19 protein-coding genes and 1 tRNA gene are annotated in these 19,538 nt (G+C 58.6%); 2 read left to right on the forward strand and 18 right to left on the reverse strand.

Annotation, left to right across the window (positions count from 1 at the left end):
* Positions 1-81: 81 nt before the first annotated feature.
* The 15 genes from F6V30_RS02595 to F6V30_RS02670 form a co-directional block, all read right to left on the reverse strand.
* A complete protein-coding gene (locus F6V30_RS02595) occupies positions 82-468 on the reverse strand; it encodes a response regulator (protein WP_151154943.1) in 387 nt (128 codons plus the stop codon).
* A gap of 64 nt (positions 469-532) precedes the next feature.
* The gene (locus F6V30_RS02600) at positions 533-1,483 is read right to left on the reverse strand and encodes an ABC transporter substrate-binding protein (RefSeq protein ID WP_191965553.1); all 951 of its coding nucleotides are present in this window, start codon (positions 1,481-1,483) and stop codon (positions 533-535) included.
* Positions 1,484-1,491: 8 nt separating this feature from the next.
* Positions 1,492-3,546 carry a porin family protein gene (locus tag F6V30_RS02605; RefSeq protein WP_151154944.1) on the reverse strand — a complete coding sequence of 685 codons (2,055 nt, stop codon included), beginning with the start codon at positions 3,544-3,546 and terminating at the stop codon, positions 1,492-1,494.
* Between the two features lie 3 nt (positions 3,547-3,549).
* Positions 3,550-4,566, reverse strand: a complete 1,017-nt coding sequence (locus tag F6V30_RS02610) for a DmsE family decaheme c-type cytochrome (protein WP_151154945.1) — start codon at positions 4,564-4,566, stop codon at positions 3,550-3,552.
* 31 nt (positions 4,567-4,597) lie between these two features.
* Entirely contained in the window at positions 4,598-5,353 is a 756-nt protein-coding gene (locus tag F6V30_RS02615) for an ABC transporter ATP-binding protein (protein WP_151154946.1), read from the reverse strand.
* A 46-nt stretch (positions 5,354-5,399) separates the two neighbouring features.
* Positions 5,400-5,846 carry a hypothetical protein gene (locus tag F6V30_RS02620; protein WP_151154947.1) on the reverse strand — a complete coding sequence of 149 codons (447 nt, stop codon included), beginning with the start codon at positions 5,844-5,846 and terminating at the stop codon, positions 5,400-5,402.
* A gap of 140 nt (positions 5,847-5,986) precedes the next feature.
* On the reverse strand, positions 5,987-6,895 hold the full coding sequence (locus F6V30_RS02625; RefSeq protein WP_151154948.1) for a tetratricopeptide repeat protein: 909 nt from the start codon (positions 6,893-6,895) through the stop codon (positions 5,987-5,989).
* The gene (locus F6V30_RS02630; protein WP_151154949.1) at positions 6,892-7,734 is read right to left on the reverse strand and encodes a hypothetical protein; all 843 of its coding nucleotides are present in this window, start codon (positions 7,732-7,734) and stop codon (positions 6,892-6,894) included. The genes F6V30_RS02625 and F6V30_RS02630 overlap by 4 nt, the downstream gene beginning before the upstream one ends.
* Positions 7,712-8,872: an acetoin utilization protein AcuC gene (locus tag F6V30_RS02635; RefSeq protein WP_151154950.1), complete on the reverse strand. Its 1,161-nt coding sequence runs from the start codon at positions 8,870-8,872 to the stop codon at positions 7,712-7,714. The genes F6V30_RS02630 and F6V30_RS02635 overlap by 23 nt, the downstream gene beginning before the upstream one ends.
* A 522-nt stretch (positions 8,873-9,394) precedes the next feature.
* Positions 9,395-10,621 carry an MFS transporter gene (locus F6V30_RS02645; RefSeq protein WP_151154952.1) on the reverse strand — a complete coding sequence of 409 codons (1,227 nt, stop codon included), beginning with the start codon at positions 10,619-10,621 and terminating at the stop codon, positions 9,395-9,397.
* A 10-nt stretch (positions 10,622-10,631) separates the two neighbouring features.
* A complete protein-coding gene (locus F6V30_RS02650) occupies positions 10,632-11,060 on the reverse strand; it encodes a hemerythrin domain-containing protein (protein ID WP_151154953.1) in 429 nt (142 codons plus the stop codon).
* A gap of 133 nt (positions 11,061-11,193) precedes the next feature.
* Positions 11,194-12,420: a hypothetical protein gene (locus F6V30_RS02655; RefSeq protein ID WP_151154954.1), complete on the reverse strand. Its 1,227-nt coding sequence runs from the start codon at positions 12,418-12,420 to the stop codon at positions 11,194-11,196.
* 97 nt (positions 12,421-12,517) lie between these two features.
* Positions 12,518-12,754 carry a hypothetical protein gene (locus F6V30_RS02660; RefSeq protein WP_151154955.1) on the reverse strand — a complete coding sequence of 79 codons (237 nt, stop codon included), beginning with the start codon at positions 12,752-12,754 and terminating at the stop codon, positions 12,518-12,520.
* 169 nt (positions 12,755-12,923) lie between these two features.
* The gene (locus tag F6V30_RS02665; RefSeq protein ID WP_151154956.1) at positions 12,924-13,331 is read right to left on the reverse strand and encodes a cytochrome c3 family protein; all 408 of its coding nucleotides are present in this window, start codon (positions 13,329-13,331) and stop codon (positions 12,924-12,926) included.
* A gap of 12 nt (positions 13,332-13,343) precedes the next feature.
* Positions 13,344-14,903, reverse strand: coding sequence for an FAD-dependent oxidoreductase (locus tag F6V30_RS02670; RefSeq protein WP_151154957.1), 1,560 nt, complete (start codon positions 14,901-14,903; stop codon positions 13,344-13,346).
* Between the two features lie 335 nt (positions 14,904-15,238).
* Between F6V30_RS02670 and F6V30_RS02675 the strand changes: the two genes are divergently transcribed.
* Both F6V30_RS02675 and F6V30_RS02680 read left to right on the forward strand, forming a co-directional pair.
* Positions 15,239-15,940, forward strand: coding sequence for a Crp/Fnr family transcriptional regulator (locus F6V30_RS02675; protein ID WP_151154958.1), 702 nt, complete (start codon positions 15,239-15,241; stop codon positions 15,938-15,940).
* Positions 15,941-16,097: 157 nt separating this feature from the next.
* Positions 16,098-17,429 carry a GntT/GntP/DsdX family permease gene (locus tag F6V30_RS02680; RefSeq protein ID WP_151154959.1) on the forward strand — a complete coding sequence of 444 codons (1,332 nt, stop codon included), beginning with the start codon at positions 16,098-16,100 and terminating at the stop codon, positions 17,427-17,429.
* Positions 17,430-17,490: 61 nt separating this feature from the next.
* Here the strand turns inward: F6V30_RS02680 and F6V30_RS02685 are convergent, their stop codons facing one another.
* The 3 genes from F6V30_RS02685 to F6V30_RS02695 all read right to left on the reverse strand — a co-directional run bounded on the left by F6V30_RS02685 (position 17,491) and on the right by F6V30_RS02695 (position 19,525).
* Positions 17,491-17,814: a transporter substrate-binding domain-containing protein gene (locus tag F6V30_RS02685; RefSeq protein ID WP_151154960.1), complete on the reverse strand. Its 324-nt coding sequence runs from the start codon at positions 17,812-17,814 to the stop codon at positions 17,491-17,493.
* Positions 17,815-18,062: 248 nt separating this feature from the next.
* Positions 18,063-18,138: transfer RNA gene (locus tag F6V30_RS02690), tRNA-Ala, on the reverse strand.
* A gap of 13 nt (positions 18,139-18,151) precedes the next feature.
* A complete protein-coding gene (locus F6V30_RS02695; RefSeq protein ID WP_151154961.1) occupies positions 18,152-19,525 on the reverse strand; it encodes a GAF domain-containing sensor histidine kinase in 1,374 nt (457 codons plus the stop codon).
* Between the last annotated feature and the right edge of the window lie 13 nt (positions 19,526-19,538).

Raw genomic sequence — 19,538 nt, forward strand, 5'->3', positions numbered from 1 at the left:
TATACTTCTCGGCAGGTTTTGCAATTATGATTTTGCGCGGAGGATCGCACAGGAAGCGGGAGTATGCAGGGATTATCGGCGCTACCGGCCGGCGGTTTTTTTGCTGAGAGAGTTGAAGATCATGTCCAGCACCGTTTTCTGCCGGGCCTCGAACTTGTTGAGCACCGCCAGGCAGGTACCCATGGGGCAGAGGTCGTGAAGAAAGTCGGCATCACGTCCGGAGAGGATCACCACCCGATTTTTGTCCATCCCCGCCTGGGTGGCGAACGAAAGCAGTTTCAAGCCGTCCATGGCCGGCATTTCCAGGTCGATCAGCAACAGGTCATACCCGCCGGCCCTGATGGAGTTCAGGGCCGTTACCGGGCTGTTGCAGATATCCACCCGCAAAAGAGGATAGGCGCCATGTATGTACCCGGCCAGGAACTCGGTGAAGGCCTGGTCGTCATCGATCAGTAATATTCTACCCATAGTTTTACAATATAGTCGATTTTACCGTGCCCATGAAGTAAAAAAACGCGGGGGCCGCAGGACGCTACTTGATGACGCGCGTGGCATTGCTCAAGACCGTGAAGGGGAGATTGATCCCCAAATCCTGAGCAGCGCGCATGTTGATGAGCAGCTCGATACGGCGGGGCGAGATCAGGGAAAGATGGCTCTGCCGGGCACCCTCCAGAATACGGGTGGCGATATCGGCCGCCAGGTGCCCCTGCTCTTCCGGGTGGATTTCCAGGGAGATGAGTGCGCCCCTCTCGGCGGCGCCGGGCATGGTGGAGAGCACCGGGATGTTGCGTGCCCTGGCACGGGCGACGATCTTGCCGAACTGGCGGGAAACGATGCCGCTTTCCGTGGCGAAGATGACATCGGAATGGTCGAGCAGGGAAGGAAGGGCCGCTTCCAACGCAGCGGATGAGCCAACGTTCGCCTCCGCCACGACCATGTCGTACTGGGGCGCAATTCTCCTGATTTCCTCAAACTGCCTCTGCGAGCCGTTCTCACGAGAGTTGTAGACGACGCCTACCCGCCGGTACGGCTTGATGTGTTCCCGGCTGTCCTTGAGGGTCTTTATCAGCGTGACCAGCGGCACCCGCGAACTGACGCCGCACATCCCCCGATGCGGTCCGTCGGAGACGAATATATCGACGGAAACCACCGGAATCCCGTCCGATTCCCTCATGGCCACGAATGCCGCCGGCGCCCCGTACGCTACGATCAAATCGGGACGGTAGGCATTGAATTTCCTGATCGTATTGGACCAGGAGAGCGGATCGGGGTTCGGCACCTGCAGAATGATCTCCACGTTGGCCGAGGTATAGCCCAAAGAGGCCAGGGATTTGATAAACGCCTGGTGCGCCTCGCGATAACGGGGTTGGTCGCTGCTCATGATAGCGGCGATGACCTTGCCGGCGGCGCGGCAATCCGGAGGCCAGCACCAGCACGACAGAAAGAGGATCATCAGCGTTATGGAGAGAATTCGTTGACGCATACCGTCCGCTACCACCGTGAAGTCAACGACACCATGGTCGTATGGACCGAGCCGTCGTAGAGAGCGTCGCCGGAGTTGTAATTCCGGTAACTGTAGTTCATCGAGCAACCGACATGCTTGCCGATGCGCCAGTCGGCCCGGGCCGTTACGCCGGTTTCCACCGTATCCAGCCGGGTCAGGGCGCCGATGCCCGCGGTATTGTAGCTGCCCGTCACGTTTGCGAGGGTGAATGTCCTGACCGGGACATCGAATCGGGACGCCGAACGTACCTGCTGAATGCCAACGGAGAGATCCAGCGGCTCCGCCACGGCATACACGGCGTCGATGCCGTACACATGCGCCGTTGACCGGTAGGTGGCCGCCACGAACGGGTCCGGGTCCACAACGATATTGGAAAACAGCATCGACTGGTCCGTCACGGCTTCCAAGTATGAATAGTTGGCGGTGATGGTCAGGCGCTCCACAGGGGTGAACCACAGACTCGTATTCGCCGAATAGGAGCGCTTCTCCCGGGGGAGGGTATAGCTGGCGACCGGTGCCGGCGTCGCGGTGGAGGCAGCGCTTTCGCTCTCTTCATAGGTGGTGATGAAGCTGGCGGTGGCCCCCCAGGCGCCGTTCTTCGTATAGGTGGCAAACAACTCGCCCTTGTGGCTTTCCGACGCGGAGACCTTCCATTCCGGGTTATCCGCCGTGCGGTAGGTGTAGGTGGCATTCATCCTGAACCCGGGGAGCGGCCTCCAGGAGACCGTGGCCAGGGCGGTATGGGTCTGGCGGTATTCGTTGTGGACTGCCGCCGGATCGCTGGGCGAGAGGTCGCTGTTGGGCACGTTGTCGCGGGATTCCAGCACGGCGCGGTACTCCAGGCGGTACGTCACCTGCTGGTTGGGCCGGAATGTGCCGGAAAGGATAACGGTATCCTTGGCCGAGTCGATGCCGGGCCGCACCGCCAGCGCCCCCGATGCGGTCGAATAGGGGTAGGAAACCGTCGAGGGCGATTGCCGGTCGTTTTGCAGCCGCCGGTATTTCAGGGCGAAGGACAACTCCTTGAACGGCGTGTAGGTCAGGTCTCCCGCCACCGAATGGAGTGTTTGGGACGGTTTCGACGCGGGGCGCGCATCCCCCCGGTCGGCATCGTTTTCCCGCTGGGTCAGGACATAGGCGGCCGTCCCCACCAGGCCGCCGCTCATGTCGGTATAGAGCCTGACCGTGTGGGACGTCACCCGGCTGTCGGAGACGACGTTGGTCGCCTGGGTGCCCGGCGTGAGCGCCCCGTTACCGGTTACGGCAAAGGGATAGCGGGTGTCCGGGGCCTGGTTCGAAAAGTCCCGGATGCGGAATCCGTAGGCTATGTCGAAGAACCCCAGGTGGGCGTCGGCGCCGACGCTCCCCTCCCGCGTGATCTGGTTGACCTGCCGATTGAGGGAGACGACCCTGTTCTGCGGATCGCTGAAATAGTAGTCGGCAAAACGGAGTTGATCGGTTCCCCAGCGGCTCAACTCCCAGTACCCCAGGTTGATGTGGATGGGGTTGTTGCCCAGCTTGATGCGGTTTTCCACCTGGGAAATGCCGGTGCGCATGCCATAGCCGTCGGCGGGGGGGGACGCCTGGGCTGTCGCGTATTGGCCGGTGGCTGACCGGGGAAGCTGTTCCGTCAGCAGGTTATGCCAGAAGGCCTCGGTTTCCAGGTGCAGGCGATAATAGCCGCCATAGTCGAGAAACAGGTTGGCGCGATAATCGTCCTCGTGGAGCATGAGGGCCTCTCCCGACAACTTGAGGCTGGAGCCGAGCGTACCGGCGGAGAGCCCGCCCGCTACGCCGGATTTCAGACGTGTGTAGGGAGCCGCCGCGGCGCCTGCGCCGTCGGGGGTGATAAACTGGTATCCCGCCTGGAGGTGGGCGAAACGATGGGCTTCGGTTTCCTGCTCCGGCAGGGGTTCATGATTTTCCGCCCCGGCATCGGAGGTGGCGCCGTCGGAGGCAAAGGCCGGCAGCGCCAGAAACATCAGGCCCGAACAGACAATCAGCGGTGCAAACAGCATCGTTTGGCGAGAGCGGCTCGACATGGCTTACTTCCTCAATGTTCCGTACCCGCGGTTGTCGGGGGTATCGGAGCCGTGGACAGCTGAATGACAGTCGGTGCACCGGTTGGAAAAGAGCGATTTCATGGATGAGTCGCCGTTCATGACGCTGCGGTGGCCCGGATTGTGACACTGAATGCAGAGAAACGGCATGGCCGCCGAGAGCAGCCGGCGATTGACCGAACCGTGGGGCACATGGCAATTGGTGCAGGTCTCGGTGACATCCCCATGTTCGTAGACGAACGGGCCGCTCTTCTCCATGTGGCAGCGGGTGCAGAGGTCGCGCTGCGTGCTTCCCTTCAACAACTTGGGTTGGCTCGAACCGTGGGGGTCGTGGCAGTCGAAGCAGCCCATCTTCTTTTCCCGCACCGGGTGGTGCGAAAACAGGCTGAATTGGGCCTTCACGTCGGGATGACAGCCGTAGCAGAGTTCGGCCATTTTATCGTGGCTGACCTTCTGCTGCGGTCCCTCATGCAACTGATGGCAGGAAAAGCAACTCAGATCGTTCAGGGCATGGGTGCTGGAATGCCAGTGGGCCAAGGCCGGGGTCGAGGCGGCGGAGTGGCATTTCAGGCAGATCAGGGACTGGGCTTGGGGGGGGAGCTTTTTCAGGTCGAGCAGGGTGGAAACGTCGCATTTGTCCCCCTTTTCGCCGTGGAGTCGCTTGGTTTCCTCGATGTTGGCGATGGCCAGGCTCCCCGGCCCGTGACACGACTCGCAGTTGACCAGGGGCAATCCGGTTTCAGGCTTGATCTGCTCACCGTGCACGCTCCGCTTGAAATCGCTGGTAATCTTGTCATGCTTGTGGCACTTGGCGACGCAGTTATCCGTCCCCACGTAGTCGGCATCCAGGCGGCCGACGATCATCTTCTCATACTCGGCGACCGGCAGGAGCGGATGTGACTGTTTCATCCCGGCGCAGCCGGCACCCAGCAACGACGCCAGGATCAGGGCTGCCGGGACGATGCCCGCACGCACAACAACTCTGCCGCAAGGTATGTTCATCAATGGTCTCCTTCGCACTTCCGGACGGCAATCACCCCCCCTGAATACCCTTGGTGGTGGTACGGATGAAACGCTGCACGATCGGATTAGCGCTGTTCCGTATCTGGTCCGGCACGCCGATTTCAATGATCTCGCCCCGGTGCATCATGGCGATGCGGTCGGACAGGTACAAGGCGAAATTCAGGTCATGAGTGACGATAATTGTCGTATTACCGGTCTTTTTTCTCAGGGAGAGGATCGTCTCCGCCAACTCGTCGGTCGTCACCGGGTCCAACTCGGCGGTCGGTTCATCGTAGAGGACCAGATCCGGCTCCATTGCCAGAGAACGCGCGATGGCGACCCTCTTCCGCATGCCGCCCGACAACTCCGAGGTATTCAGCCCTTCCGTGCCTTCCAGCCCCACAATGGCCAGTTTCTCGGTAATAAGCTCACGGATGCGGGCCTCGGGGCAGATACGGTGCTCACGCAGCCAGAGCCCCACATTCTCGGCAACGGTCAGCGAGTTGAACAGGGCCGACGACTGGAACACCATGCTGCTGCGAAACGTCTGGGGCAGCGGCCGGCCATTGTCGAACACCGGCTGGTCGTTGAAGTAGATTTGGCCGCTGTCGGGCGTTTCCAGGCGTATAATGTGCCTCAGCAGGATACTCTTGCCGGTGCCGGAGGGACCGATAATCGAGAAGGTCTCTCCCGGCGCGATATCGAGATCGATATCCTTAAGGACATGATTGCTGCCAAAGGACTTATTCAGCTTTTCAATTCGAACGGCGATGCCGTGTATGGACATGGAGGACTCTCAAAAAAATTTAAATGCAGTATACGTGCCCACCGGATCAGAACAGGTACTTCGACCGGTTGGTAAAATACCCTCGATGCTTATAAATAAAGGCTGTCAGCAGTAGTATGGCCACCATGACCGACAGATTGTCAACCGCCACTCCACGTGTATCGATCGGTCGACCGAGCGCCTTTTCCAGTTCTCCCGCGGAAATACCCACCAGATTGATCAGCGTATTCACCACTTCGAACGTGTTGTATCCGATCAGCAGGTACCAGGTCAGGGTCTGCCGCTTCATCAGACCGAGGAAGAGATAGAGGCAGATCAGGCTGTCCGCGAATACCAGCACTTCCGCCGCACGCCCCCGGTAGATGGTCCCCAGCAGCGGAAAGGGCTGCCCGAAGGTGGACACGGTCAACATGAAGAAGAACAGATACAGCCCCCCCAGGAGGACAATACCCAGGGGGCGCCGTTCTTCGCTATCGTTGTCGATCTCTTCCATGAACACCTCGGCAAGCTGCCGCTATGTGGCCTTGTCCCGCTTATTGCTCCGCCGCATGTCGCTCAAGACCACGCAGACGAAGATGACAATCAGGATAAATCCTATGAAAATCCAATCGGCGATGCTGAATCCGAATAACATTACGCGCTCCTCCTGAATGCCTCTGCCGCCTCGTTCATCATGCCCATCTCCTGGTAACAGGTTCCCAGCAGGTAATAGACCTCGCCCATGGGGAACTGCTCGACAAACGAGGGGTCTGCCAGCACATCTTCAATAATGGCGGCCGCCTCCTCAGTGCGCCCGGCTTGGCGCTCCTCCAATGCCGCCGACAGGGCCGTCAGATAATCCAGAGGCGGGACCAGCGGGAGCTTGCCGGCCAGAATCCCGGCGATACGCGCCTCAAGCCGCGCCCGTTCAGCCGCCGCCAACCCGGCCAGCGCCTCGCCCCAGACTTCGGCCGCCTGATCGTAGCGCCCGAGGATGTAGAGCGCCTCGCCGTATTCATAAGCGATATGGCCGTCGGAGGGGGCCAGCGCCATGGCCTTCTTCAGATGTTTTTCCGCCCCGTACCAACTATCCACGGCCTGACGCAGCGCGGCCAGGCGCGATCCCTTGTCGGCGTAGGTCCGGGCGATCTCCGCCTGCAGGCCGGCATTGGTGGAGTCGAGCAGGGCAAGAATCTTGAGGGACGTGATCTTGCGATCCAGATAGGGGGTATCCACCTCCTTGGCGTCCAGCATGACGACCTGCCCCCCCAGCTCGGAAACGATATGGGGATAGGCCTCCTTCAGTACGGCGGCATACTCGGCCGCATGGACGCATTCCGGGTCGAGTCGCAGCGCCTGGTAGATGCCCCGGCCCACCATGTCATAGTCGGGCGCCCGTTCCCGTACCGCTGCAAGATCCTCGTCCAGAAGCGGGATAGGGGGCTTGCCGTCCCAAGGAATAGCCACCCGGCCGTCGCGCCCCCTGAGCGTATAACCGGCAGGAGGCGTAACGTAGCCGATGCCCGAGAGGGATGTGGTTGTTGAAACTTCCGCGCTGTTCATCTGACTCCTCGCTCCCTCCCGGGAAAGGTATCTATGCCGGCATCAACGCCGATCACCTTGTAGATCTGCACCTCATCCCACGGCTCGTCCAGAACGCCGTCGTGGATGGCCCAACTCCGTCCCCGCACCGTGCGCTCCATGCCCGGCATGCGGAAGGGGGTGGAACCGTCCATCCGGGCATGATAGCGACCGCCGGGTTGAAACTCCCGGTCGATCTCCAACATCAGGCGTGTGCCCCGCAGATAGTCGAAACCGTATTTTTCATAGCGGATGGCATTGTCGTAGCTCAGCGGTTCGGCCACGATCATCTCCATCCCCAGGGCATCGGTGAACCGCTCCAGGAGCGGAAAGAACTCGGCGAACAGGCGCAGCCCGCGGCGGGTCTGGTTGGGAAACAGCCCGTCCTCCATGGCGCGCAACTCTTCGGGCAGATTCCGTCCGCGGGAGGCAAACCAGTTCCTCCTGCCGCTTTCGTCCACATCCACATCATATCGGGGCGCTGCCGGATCGCAGATGATACAGAAGGAGAGCTCCATCTGGTGGTACTGGGTATCGGCCAGTTCGAGGAAGAATGTTGTATCCGCATCATCCGGCCGGGCGCGGACCTCGATACGCAGGAGCGCAAGCCCAGCGGGCGCAATGATGGTGGTCAGGCGCTCCCCTGCCGTGGTATGGAGCCCATCGGCGGCCAATCCCAACAGCCCGCGCAGGCGCAACGGCACCAGCGAAGCGTACAACACCTCTTTTTCCAGGTCGTCCAGCCGGTTGATGGCCAGCAGCGACCGCAACGGCCGACCGGCTGCATCCAGCAACTGGCTATTTCCCGGAAGTTTTGCCATAGGTTCCAATTATACCAGGAAAGATGGCCGCCCTGATCCGCGCAATGCTCTTTTCCACCGCATCCAGGGCCAAGTTGCGCTCATACTCCTCGGACCAGTGCATGGCGTCCAGCAGGACCCGGTGGGGATACCCCAGCGGCTCGATCTTTCGCACAAAGGCCGCCGGCAGGCGGGGGTTGAGCTCGACGCCGTTCATAACCGCCCAGGCGATGGTCCAGGCCCGGGCCGTGTTCATCAGGTCGTAGCCGCCTCCGCCCAGTGCAACCCAGGGAATCCTGAGCGCCTTGAGCTTGCGCATGATATAGCCGTAGCTGTGGGTCGTGATCTCAAGCTGGGTCAGCGGATCGGTGCGAAACGCGTCGGCGCCGATCTGGGTGACGATGACATCCGGGTCATAGGCGGCCATCAGCGGATAGGCCACTTCATCGAAGGCCTTCATGTAGAGGGCATCGTCGGTGTGGGCAAGCAGCGGCACGTTCACCGAATAGCCCCGCCCCCGCCCCGTGCCGGTTTCGTTCTCGAAGCCGGTCCCGGGAAAGAAATAGATGCCGCTCTCGTGCAGCGAGATGGTAAGGACCCGGTCGCTGTCGTAGAACCCTTCCTGCACCCCGTCGCCGTGGTGGGCGTCGATATCCAGATAGACAACCCGCCGTCCCCGGGCCACCAGCCAGTTGATGGCGAGCACGGCATCGTTCACGTAGGAGAAGCCCGAGGCCTTGGCCCGATGGGCGTGGTGCCAGCCGCCGGCCAGGTTGAAGGCGATGTCGAACCCCTCTTCCTCCACCAGGCGGGCCGCCTCGAAGGTCGCACCGGCCCCCAATGCCGCGCAATCGTACAGCCCCTTGAAGACGGGACAGTCGGCATCGCCCAGGCCGAAGCGGAAATCGGCCCGCGGTTCGTCGGAGGTACTGAACTCCTTGAGGCGCGCCAGGTATTCGGGGGCGTGGAAGCTCAACGCCAGTTCATCGTCGATCGGCCCGCAGCCGCGGATTTCCATGCCCGGCAGTTTCAGCAGACCGTAAGACTCCATCAGGTCCCGTACGACACGGTAGCGCTGCAACTTGAACGGATGGTCATCCCCGTAGCTGAAGTTTCCGAACAGCGGCGAATATATCAGGGCGGTGCGGGTGGCCGACACGGCGTCTCCTCTGCGACATGACACGCAAGACCCCGGTATAATGCCCTATTTTTTAGCATTCGTCTATGGGGAAAGCCGAATAAATCCGGCTTAATCTGGATACCTCTGCAACGCGGCCCCGCTGACGCGCGTCAGCCCACAAGCCTCGCGCACCTCGCGGCAAAGGAATCACAAAAAAAGCCGCACTGGGAATGGCGGCTCGTAATGGCTGTAGAGATTGTGCGCTGTCGGACGCCTAGAAGTGAAACGTGATCTTGGTTTTGGGGACCACACCGCGCTCGCGTTTGAACATGCAGGTTGGAGAGCAATAGAGGAGTGCATCGGGGAGAATCTCTCCGGCCATTATCTCCGTCAGATAGCCTTTGCTGTCTACCCTGACGGAATAAATGCCATTGCCGTCGGCTTTGACGGTACTTCCGCAATGGCTGCAGTGTTCCTCTGTGAACGCCATGGTGGCGTAAATTATGTCACCAATCAAAACCGTGTGTCAAGCACGTAATACAGTAAAAAATAGCACTAATTTCAATGCGCCTTCATCCAGAAACGTCTCATCTCGAGCCACACCGGCACCATAGGACGCCAGCCCGACCATGCCCGCACGTTGACCATAAACAGCCCCACGGCCCCCAACCCCATGACCCCGGCGGCGTAGAACACGGCCGTCAGCCCCAGGGTGGTCTGTAACCCCGCACCCAAGAGCGGGCCCGAGACGAAGCCCAGGTTCAGCACCGCGTTGCAGGTCCCCACCGTTACCCCCATGCCGTGGCGGCTCCCCTCCTCCACCAACAGCGCCGTGCTGGCAGGCTGGGACAGGACGCTGAACAGGCCGATACCCAAACCCAGGGCCATGATCTGGGAGAACCCCGCCGCCACCGGGATCAGGAAGTAGAGGAACGAAACGACGGTGCCCCCGGCAACCACCAGGGAGGTGCGCGGCGCCCGGTCCGAGAGCATCCCCATGGGGCGCAGCAGCAGGGTCATCACCAGGGTGGAGGAAGCCATGACCATGCCGGCACGGGTGCCGTTCAGCCCAAGCCGGGACGTGAGCATGATGGGGAGGAAGGCGCCCAGGAGCGAGATGCCGCAGGCCCGGCCGAAGATGAAGGCCAGAAGCCCCCGCAGGGAGTTGTGGCGGGTGACGTTCAGGAGGTCCCTGAGGCGTTCCGTTTCATACTGTTTCGCTTGCCCGGAAACATTCTTGTGGCCGGGGATGCAGACTAATGCCACGGCCAGGGCCAGGAGGCACAGGAACGTGAGGGTAACGAAGATCCCCCGGAAGCCCCATTGGTCCTTGAGCATGCCCCCCACGATGGGGCCAGCGCTCAGGGCGCCGTAGAAGGAGATGTCGAAGGTCCCCATGACCGTGGCCCGTTTCTTGTCCGAGGCGCATTCGCTCACCAGGGAGACCACCACCGGGCGGAACATGGCGCAGCCGATCCCCTGGAGCAGACGCAGGAGGGTGATGAGGGGGAGGCTGGCGGTGAAGAGGTAGCAGACCGAGACGAAGAGGTAGAGGCCGATGCTGACGGCGGCGATCCTCCTGCGGCCGATGCGGTCGGCCCAGGCGCCCATGAAGGGGCTGAGGATGATCTTGGAGAGGGAGTAGAAGACGAGCGGCAGGCCCAGGAGCAGGCCCCTTGCCCCCAGGCTGAAGACGTAGAGGGAGAAGAAGGCGTCGGCGATGCCGAAGCCCAGGGTGATGGCGAAGTTGATCAGGAACAGCCCCCGGAACAGGGTGCGGGTTTCCATGGTTTCTCCTTTAGGCAGCCAGGTATGCCTCGAAGGCCCGGTCCTGGACATGGATATGCTCCAGCCAGAGCAGACGGATATCCGCCAACTCGCCGGGCAGCACATTCAGACCCGTACCGTAGCGGCGGGCCAACTCGGCGGTGTTGCCGCAGAGAAACTGGTGGTGCAGGCGATGCCGGGTGGTCTGGGGGAAGCCCACCAATTCCATGTAGCCGTTCTCCGAGCCGATGTGCTCCATCACGACCTCCTGGAGCCGGTCCAACGCCCGGGTGAGGTCGACGCCCGGTTTCTCCCGAACCAGCGCGATCATGGCGTCCAGCTGGCCGATGATGCTCCGGTAGCGGCTGTCGCAGGCGAGTCTTCTCTCGGTGGAGCCGTGCGGGACGACCGGCATGTCGTGCCCGATGGTGGTGCATTGTCCGTAGGTATGCAGTTCCATACTTCGTGTCCTTTGGTTGCAAGGGTGGAAAGAAGGCCCGTGGAGGAAGGAGGGAGAACTCCACGGGCTTCCAAACCATCCCCAAAGTCCGTCGGATCTTTGGGGACGGTCATATTGACCGGCTCGTCCCGGCTCAGAAGTAATAGTAGAGCGCCAGACGGTAGATGTTGGCTTTGCCCAGTTCACTGTTGGCCCCGGTCGGCTTGACATTGTACCGGGTGGAGGCGAACTCGTACTCCGTAGCCACCCTGACCGCCGCATTCAGGTCATAGGCGAGGTTGGCGTAGATGAGCTGATTATATCTTTCCCCCGCGGCGCTGGCGGTTTTACCCAGACTGTCGTAGTCCATGGACTGGCGTCGGCCATAACCGGCCGTTACCCCCATATCCTGCAACGGATAGAAGATCAACTGGCCATAGACACCGAAACCACGGGCGGCGCTCATGTTCGGCAGGGTGCCGGTGGTCGAGGCTCCGGTTGCCTGCTGATCCCCCAAACCTGCGGCTATATAGGCTTGTGTCTCGAGGGATAGGGTCATGGCCCGGTTCTTACCGTTTGCCGACTTGAGAAGCGGCACAAAGCCGTAAATGCCGTAGCCGTAAACATTGATCGCCTTATTGCCTGTCACCTTCTGGGTGCCGGCTTCACCGAAAAGTGTAACCTGCAACGGCTGTAGCGCCTTGCCGCCGATGCCCGGGGCAACCCCCAACGCCTTGCTTTCGTAAATGAGGCGGCCAGCGGCGTTCACGGCAGGTCCATAACTATTAGGCGTTAATGTGCTGTATTCCTGTTGCGGATTTTGCAGCCCCAACATCAGGCTTAGCTTGTTATCCTGGTTCTTGGCAAGGTCCTGAGTTACGCGAAGTTGGGCGACCCGCGGGCAGTTCGGCGTGCCGGTGAAACCATTGACTGAAAAATCCACCGTATTAGCCGCGGCAGGCCCAAAGATGTCCCAGGTCTGGCCGAACAGGATGTGGGTGGTGTCCCAGTCCAGGGTGCCGTAGGCGTGGCGGATGCGTAGCGTACCGGTTTCGTTGTTTACCGATGAGCCGCCGCCATAAAAATCCACCTCCACGAGCGACCCGGTCTTTGCGCCGAAGGCGTCGGGCCCTTTAGCCCTGAACCACAGTCTGGACTCACGGGCGGTAAAGGTCGATTCATCCTTTTGGGCGCTGGCCGTCCCGCCTGCCGGCATTTGCGGGATCAGCTTTGGGGAGTTCAATTTTACCGAGTTATAGGCGTAATCGAGTTTGACGTAACCGCCGATGGAGAGGTCGAACTTGCTCTTGACCGGCTCGTCGGCCATAGCGGGAGAAGCCAGAAGAAGCGCCACGGCGCTCAGTCCCCAGAAAATCTTCATATGTTTTTCTCCTTTGAATAGGTATGTAACGCTTGGGAAAACAGACAACCTGCCACACGATGCCACGGAGGGCCGCCGAATGCGGTGAACGGCCGCACTACTGGTGAGGGACCTGTTCCGCCCCCTGTTTTAGTGACCGACTGAGACCGTCCGCAACCTCCCCCGCCACCTTTTTCAACAGCTCACCGCCCCGGGCTGGCCCATCCTCCACATACCTTTTTGGCACCCATATGGTGGCCGGGGCGTTGGCGTACCTGGTATAATCCGGGTTGCTGATCTCCACGTAATCGCCGGAGGCCACGTCAGTCTGCCGGTTGACGGCGCAGGCTGCCAAGAAGACACTAAGACACACTACGGGCACGAAGAAACGCATCTGCCGTTACCTACCTTGTTTGTGGGGTGTTGGAACAAAAGTCACGGGGCGTGATGCAGGGGCGGTATCCCACCCCTGCCTGAAAGAAACCATCACGCAGCGTGGTGCAAATTTCGACGATCGGCTTTGCCTAAGGCGTCTTCACATCGATTTTATGGCACCAGTTGCAATGCATCTTTTCTGCGGGTTTTTTATGTACACTATGGCAAATGGTACAGCGCACCGGGCCCTGGTGTGAGTCATGAATAGACATTTTCCTGATACGTCCGCTTTCCCGGTACTCTTTTTCCACGCTTTCCCCATGGGCATCAAGCTTGCCGCGATACGTGCCGTCGCCGGAGTCGTGACAACGGAGACAGGCGCTCGACGGTACAAACGCCGAGGGGGCGGCTGTACCGTGGCAATCCGCGCAGGTCAGGTTGTTTTCCTTATGCTTCAGCGTGGCTACGATCTCCTTTGCGGAAGCAGTTATCCAGGTCCCGGTGAGCAGGGCGGCCACTACAACCAATATCATCGATGCGGTAATAGTCTTTTTCATATATATTCTCCGTTATTTAGATAGCTTGGTTTTCACGATATGTTCCGCAGCCAGTTTTCCGGAAACAAGGGCGAAGCCGCTCGCCGATCCCTCCAACAGGAGGTCGTAGCTACTGTCGTACAGGCCGCCCATATCCTGACCCGTTACGTAGAGGCCCGGTATCACCGCCCCATTCGTATTTATCGCCTGCATGTTGTCGTTGATTTTCACGCCGCCCAGAGTCAGGAAGAACGCCCGTATCCCCTTGAGCGCATAGTACGGACCGGTGGAACTGAACTTGAAAAGGTGCTCCGGCTTGCGGCCGAAATCGGGGTCCTTTTTCAGGCCGGCATAACTATTGATCTTGCTCACGGTGGCCTTCAAAGCCTCCGGGTCAACCTTTATCTTGGCGGCCAACTCTTCCAGCGTGTCGGCTTTGAATGCGTAACCTTCCTTAATTCCTTTTTCCAAACCTTCATTCAGCGCCGTCATCTTCTGCCCAACCTGGACTATCGCGTTGAATGGCGTATAAGGCCCCTCGCTCACCAAACGATTTTTCATATGCTCGTCGAAGATGTTGTACATCAAGCCGCCGTTAGCCGTCATTGCGTTATAGACATCGGTAAAAGCCGACCCGGCAGACTCATTGTAAAAACGCTGTCCCGACTTGTTGATCCAGAGAAAGGGCTGGGACAGGGCACATCTCATTTGTTTCAGGTGGTCGGCGCCATTAAACTGATAGATCGGAGGTTCGTTATCCAGATAGGGGCTGTTCCCGGCAAGTGTGCCCATGCCGTCCAGCTTGGCTCCAACCTGGACGGCCATATTGATGCCGTCTCCGGTACGGCCGTCGATGAGCGGTCCGCGATACATCACACGCTCCAGCATTCCCTCCGCGTTGATATCGGCCACATACTTCTTCAACATCTCCTTGTTGCTTTCGAATCCGCCGGTCGCCAGAATGACTCCGCCTTTTGCGTTGACGACATAAGTCTTGCCGTCCACAGACTGTGCGACAACGCCGGTGACTTTCCCGCTATTGTCCGTCAGGAGGTTTTTTACCGTCGTTTCGGTGTAAAGCGTTCCACCCTTGGCGACAAAATTCTTATAAAGCTTCTTCACAACCGCCGCCGCGCCGCCGGTGTACAGGTGCCATGTGCCGAGGCTCTTTTCCGGCGGATACATGGTTTTGATCCCTCTGAAAGTGATGCCCTGATCTTCGATCCAGTCGATGGTCCGCCCCGAGTTGGCAATCAGGGTATGCAAGACAGAGGCGTTTACACGCCAATGGTGAAACTCCACACCTTTAGCAAACACCTCATCCACGGTCTTGGTATAGCCCAGCTTTTTTTGCAGGCGGGTGCCCACCCCAAGCGAACCTTCCGGGTAGTTCCCCGCACCGCCTACCCCTGGGAGCTTTTCAAAGATCACTACCTTCGCACCCTTTTCTACTGCCGTCAGCCCGGCAGACAGGCCCGAAAGGCCGCCACCGACGACAACGATATCCGTGTCCAGAACCTCAGTTGCCTTGGCGTTTGACGCAAATAGTATTGCTATCGCCGACAGCACAAACCACTTACACGACCATCTCATAAGCTACCCCCATTCCATATTAGTAGTAACTGCGTATATTATTATCTTTAAATTTTGTAATTAACATTGTCATTGTTTATTTTTCATTTAATATATCTTGTGATACATGCTTACATAAATAAATTAGGACTATATATCCTGTGATATATGTAATTACTATTTTAATTATTTTATTACTAGTAATATAGTGTATATAACATGCGTATATATCGCGTGATATATACGAGACTGTATTTGACATACTTATCTCCGTGTTATATTATAATTTACACATGATTTAGAGGGACAAGCGTTCGCGACATGCCACAACAGGAGGCAGTTTTTAGGGAGAGAGCATGAGAATCAGGCATACAGCATTCCCGTGGATACGCTCCAAGGCGGACCGCGAGATCCAGCAGATTTTTTTGGATCAGGGCAAACCAAGACGTTTCAGCAAGGGCGCCTGCATCATCCCCGCCGGTGAATTCTATCCTCATATCGCCATCGTCATGAGCGGCATGTTGAGCAAATCATTCGAGGTGCGGGAAAGTTCCAAGGATCAGGCCATGAGCATCATCCTGCCTGGGGCTACACTGGGGGACTCGTTCTTCATGTCGTGCAGAGCCTCCAACTTGGCGGTGCACGCCCTGCGCGAGTCTGCAATTGTCGAACTCAGTCACGAGTTCATAGAAAAGAAGATGGGCTCCGATCCGGCTTTCTTTAGAAAGATGATGAACCACCTTATGCTGGACATGGAATCGGACCTGGAAGGCTTGGCCACGCTCATCGCCCGCAGCCACGAGGAGTGTCTCAAGGTCCTGATGAAAATTCTTGTGGTCCGCGATATGGTCCAACCGGACGGAGAGTGGTATCAACTGCCGATATACTTAAGCCATAGTGAAATGAGCAGAATCATCTACACCACGCCGCTCACCGTGAACCGTTTTCTTCTTGCGTGGAAAAAGGAGGGGCTTTACTTCAGGAGGGGCAACCACCGATTTTTCAACTATCGATTGTTTGAAAATATCTACGACTGGAAGCATGGTGAAGTGACATGACGAACCTAAGCCGGCATCGGCTTTTACCACAGGCACACACCGGTTGCGCCCCATCCGCTTCATGTAACTACGACCGTGAAGCCGACATCGGGATTTCCAACGAGGCCGCAGGCCTTCCGTAGTCTACCCATCGCCCGAACAACAGGAACGGTCACCCATGTTACTCGCTTTTGCCGGCATTGCAGTTCTCATGCTGTTACTCATGATTACGCTGCTCAAGGTCAACCCGTTTATCACCCTTATAATCGTATCCACTTTTCTCGGTTTGGCGACCGGCATGCCTTTGAACAAGGTTGCCTGCTCCATTCAGACCGGAATGGGCTCGACGCTCGGCTTTATTGCCATTGTTTTAGGGCTTGGAACGATGCTGGGTAAAATGCTGGAGGAGTCCGGGGGGGCGGAAAGGATTGCGAATACCCTGATCAAGGTATTTGGCGAGAGCAACGTACATTGGGCGATGGTATTTGTCGCATTTATCGTCGGCATCCCGGTATTCTTTCAGGTGGGGTTCGTTCTCCTTATCCCGATTGTCTTCACCATCGCCAAGGAGACCAAGCTGTCACTGTTGAAGGTCGGTCTTCCGCTGGTGGCCGGCCTGTCGGTTGTACACGGGCTGATTCCGCCGCACCCGGCCGTCATGGCAACAGTGGATATCTGCAAGGCAAATGTGGGCAAGACGATTTTATACGGGGTGGTGGTGGGGCTACCGACAGCAATTATCGGCGGGCCGCTGTTTGCAAATTTCATTTCAGGCAGAATGCCCCATTTGGGGGTGCCGAAACAATTTGCCAGCCAGGTGAGGACCAACCGGGCCGATTATGAAATGCCGGGATTCGGGGTCACCCTATTCACTATACTGCTGCCGGTATTTCTGATGCTCGTGGGAACCTATGCAACTCTGCTGTTGGACAAAGCAGCGCCCTGGTATGCTTTCTGCTTATTTGTCGGCAACCCTTTCATAGCGCTCCTGCTGACCCTTTTGCTATCATTCTTCACCTTCGGCCTCAACCGCAACTTTACACTGAAACGGATCGGGAAGTTCTGCGACCAAGCCATGCCGCCCATGGCCGGCATACTGCTGGTTATCGGCGGCGGCGGCGCCTTCAACAGGGTGATGCTGGACAGCGGCGTCAACGCCGAGATTGCCAAGACGGCCTCGGCACTGCACCTGAGCCCCATTGTGCTGGCCTGGAGCGTTGCGGCGATCATCCGGGTCGCCACCGGGTCGCCCACCGTATCCATGATGGCGGCCGCCGGTATTGTGGCGCCCATGCTCTCGAATCACCCTGCTGTTGCGCCGGAAACGATCGTTTTGGCGCTCGGGTCCGGCGCATTAATACTTTCACATGTCAATTGTGCAGGTTTTTGGATCGTCAAAGAATACTTCGGCATGTCCGTGACGGAGACATTGAAAACATGGACTGTTTTGGAAACAATTCTTGGCGTTTGCGGGTTGCTGTTCACCTTGCTTCTTGCCAATGTCGTATAGATGATTTCATATATCTGCGTCATGAACCTGCAGGCCGGGCTGGTATTGCGGCTTAGCCTGTTTAGTGCATGCCCTCCCTTGCCGAAACCTGTGCCATAAACAGCCCCACGGCCCCCAACCCCATGACCTCGGCCACAGCTTTCGTGAGTTCCACGTTATAGCCTGCCGGCTTGCCGTCCTTGTCGATGAATTCGTACGGGGGCAGGTCCCACCCGCCGCCGACGATAATGACCGAGGCCTTCCGTTTACCGACATCGGCACCGGCGGAAAAGGGAGCACAGATGGCAAGGATCACCCCCGCAACGGCAAAGAGCGCCCACAACCGGATCAGGGCCGGCATAGGGCGGCTGCGGCGTTCATGATGTCCTTCGGAATGTCGCATCATAGAGGGTTTTCTCAACGAGAGATTTGGACTGCGCCCGACAGGTAACGACATAGTCCGGCAATCAACAACTTCTAATTATTTTGGAATAATCGTCTCTAAAAGGCAAGCGCTCTCATTGCATCGAGTAATGGGCAGTTGATATATGGCGTGGACAGCTTTGAGGAGCGGGATGATCCGTCTCGGCGGCAGGGAAAACGGCCTGAAAAACACGAGGGCCTACGAACCATATCGTATGCCCTCGGTATATCTGGTGGAGCTGAACGGGATCGAACCGTCGACCTATGCGTTGCGAACGCATCGCTCTCCCAACTGAGCTACAGCCCCAGATTGCATGAATTTATTGTGCTTCCACCTGCGGCAGGGTGACGGTGAACACCGCGCCCTTGCCTTCGTTTCTCGCTTCGATACTACCGCCGTGATTCTGCAGGATGCGGTTGACTATGGCAAGTCCCAAGCCCGTGCCATGGGGTTTGGTGGTAAAAAACGGAGTGAAAATCTTCGGCAGCATGTCGGCCGGCATGCCTCCACCCGAGTCCTGTATGCTAACCAATATGCATTTTTTGTCAAGGGATACTTTTTTGAGCGTCACCTGGAGCGAGCCTCCGTCAGGCATCGCTTCGCAGGCGTTCAGCATGAGATTCAGAAAAACCTGCTTGAGTTGATGCGCATCGCCAAGGATCGGCCAGGGGCCGTCTTCAAAGGAAGTGGCGAGCGAGACGCACTGGTCCTCAAGGGTCGTGGTGCAGCCGGCAAAACAATCCCTCAGGATATCGCCCGCATCGCAGACGCTGTAGCAGATGGTCGGCTTGCGGGAGAAAGCCAGGATGTCGGCCAGCATCCGCTCCAGCCGGCCGATCTCCTTCACGATGGTGTCGGCGTAGCGATGTTCGCGGGAAGTGCCGGGAAGCCCCTTGACCAGCCGCCCGGCAAAGCCGCCGATGGTTATGAGCGGATTTTTGAGTTCGTGGGCCAAGTTGGCCGCCATCTCGCCGATGGCCGCCAGGCGTTCGCCGTGGACGAGCCGTTCCCGGGCATCACGCAGGTTGGAGTGGGCCGCCTCGATGCGGTTATAGAGCATGGAATTCTCAACCGCCATGCCGGCCTGGTTGGCGATGAGTTGCAGAAAATGCAGGTCGTCGCGGCCGATCTCCTTGTTTGAAGAGGGGTTGTCCACGACGATGATCCCCAGGGCTTTGTCCCGGGCGATGAGGGGGGCGACGGCAAAGGCCGCGATGCCGAGACGGTGGACGAAATCGCAGGTTTCGCAGACCGGACAGTCATCCTCCCCCAGGGCGTAGAGGCGGTGTTCGTGGATGACGCGCCGGATAATGGTGCAATTCGCGTTGGCCTCGATGCGGGTGGAGCGGACATGTTGCGAAAAGGCGTCGTCACGCTGGTGGATAATGGCGTCATCGTCGATATCCCAGCGGCTGCTGAGGGCATCTTTCCCTCCAACCACCCTCAGCCCCTCGGCGGTATCCCGGGTGACGCCGAGCATCCCCTGCAACACACCCGATTTCTCGTTGCGCAGGAACAGCATCGCCCGCTCGAAGAGCCTGGTGCTGTCGGAGGTGAGAGCGGTGAGGATGAGATGGGTCAGTTTGTTGAGGCGAATGGTGGACAGCATGGTATTGCTGAACTGATAGAGGATCGTCAGTTCGACGAGTTGCTTGTGGGATGCTGCCTGTTTGGGAGGGGTGCGGGCTTCCATATCGTACACCTGC

It is taken from the genome of Oryzomonas sagensis (genome assembly GCF_008802355.1).
GTDB classification, from domain to species: Bacteria; Desulfobacterota; Desulfuromonadia; order Geobacterales; family Pseudopelobacteraceae; genus Oryzomonas; species Oryzomonas sagensis.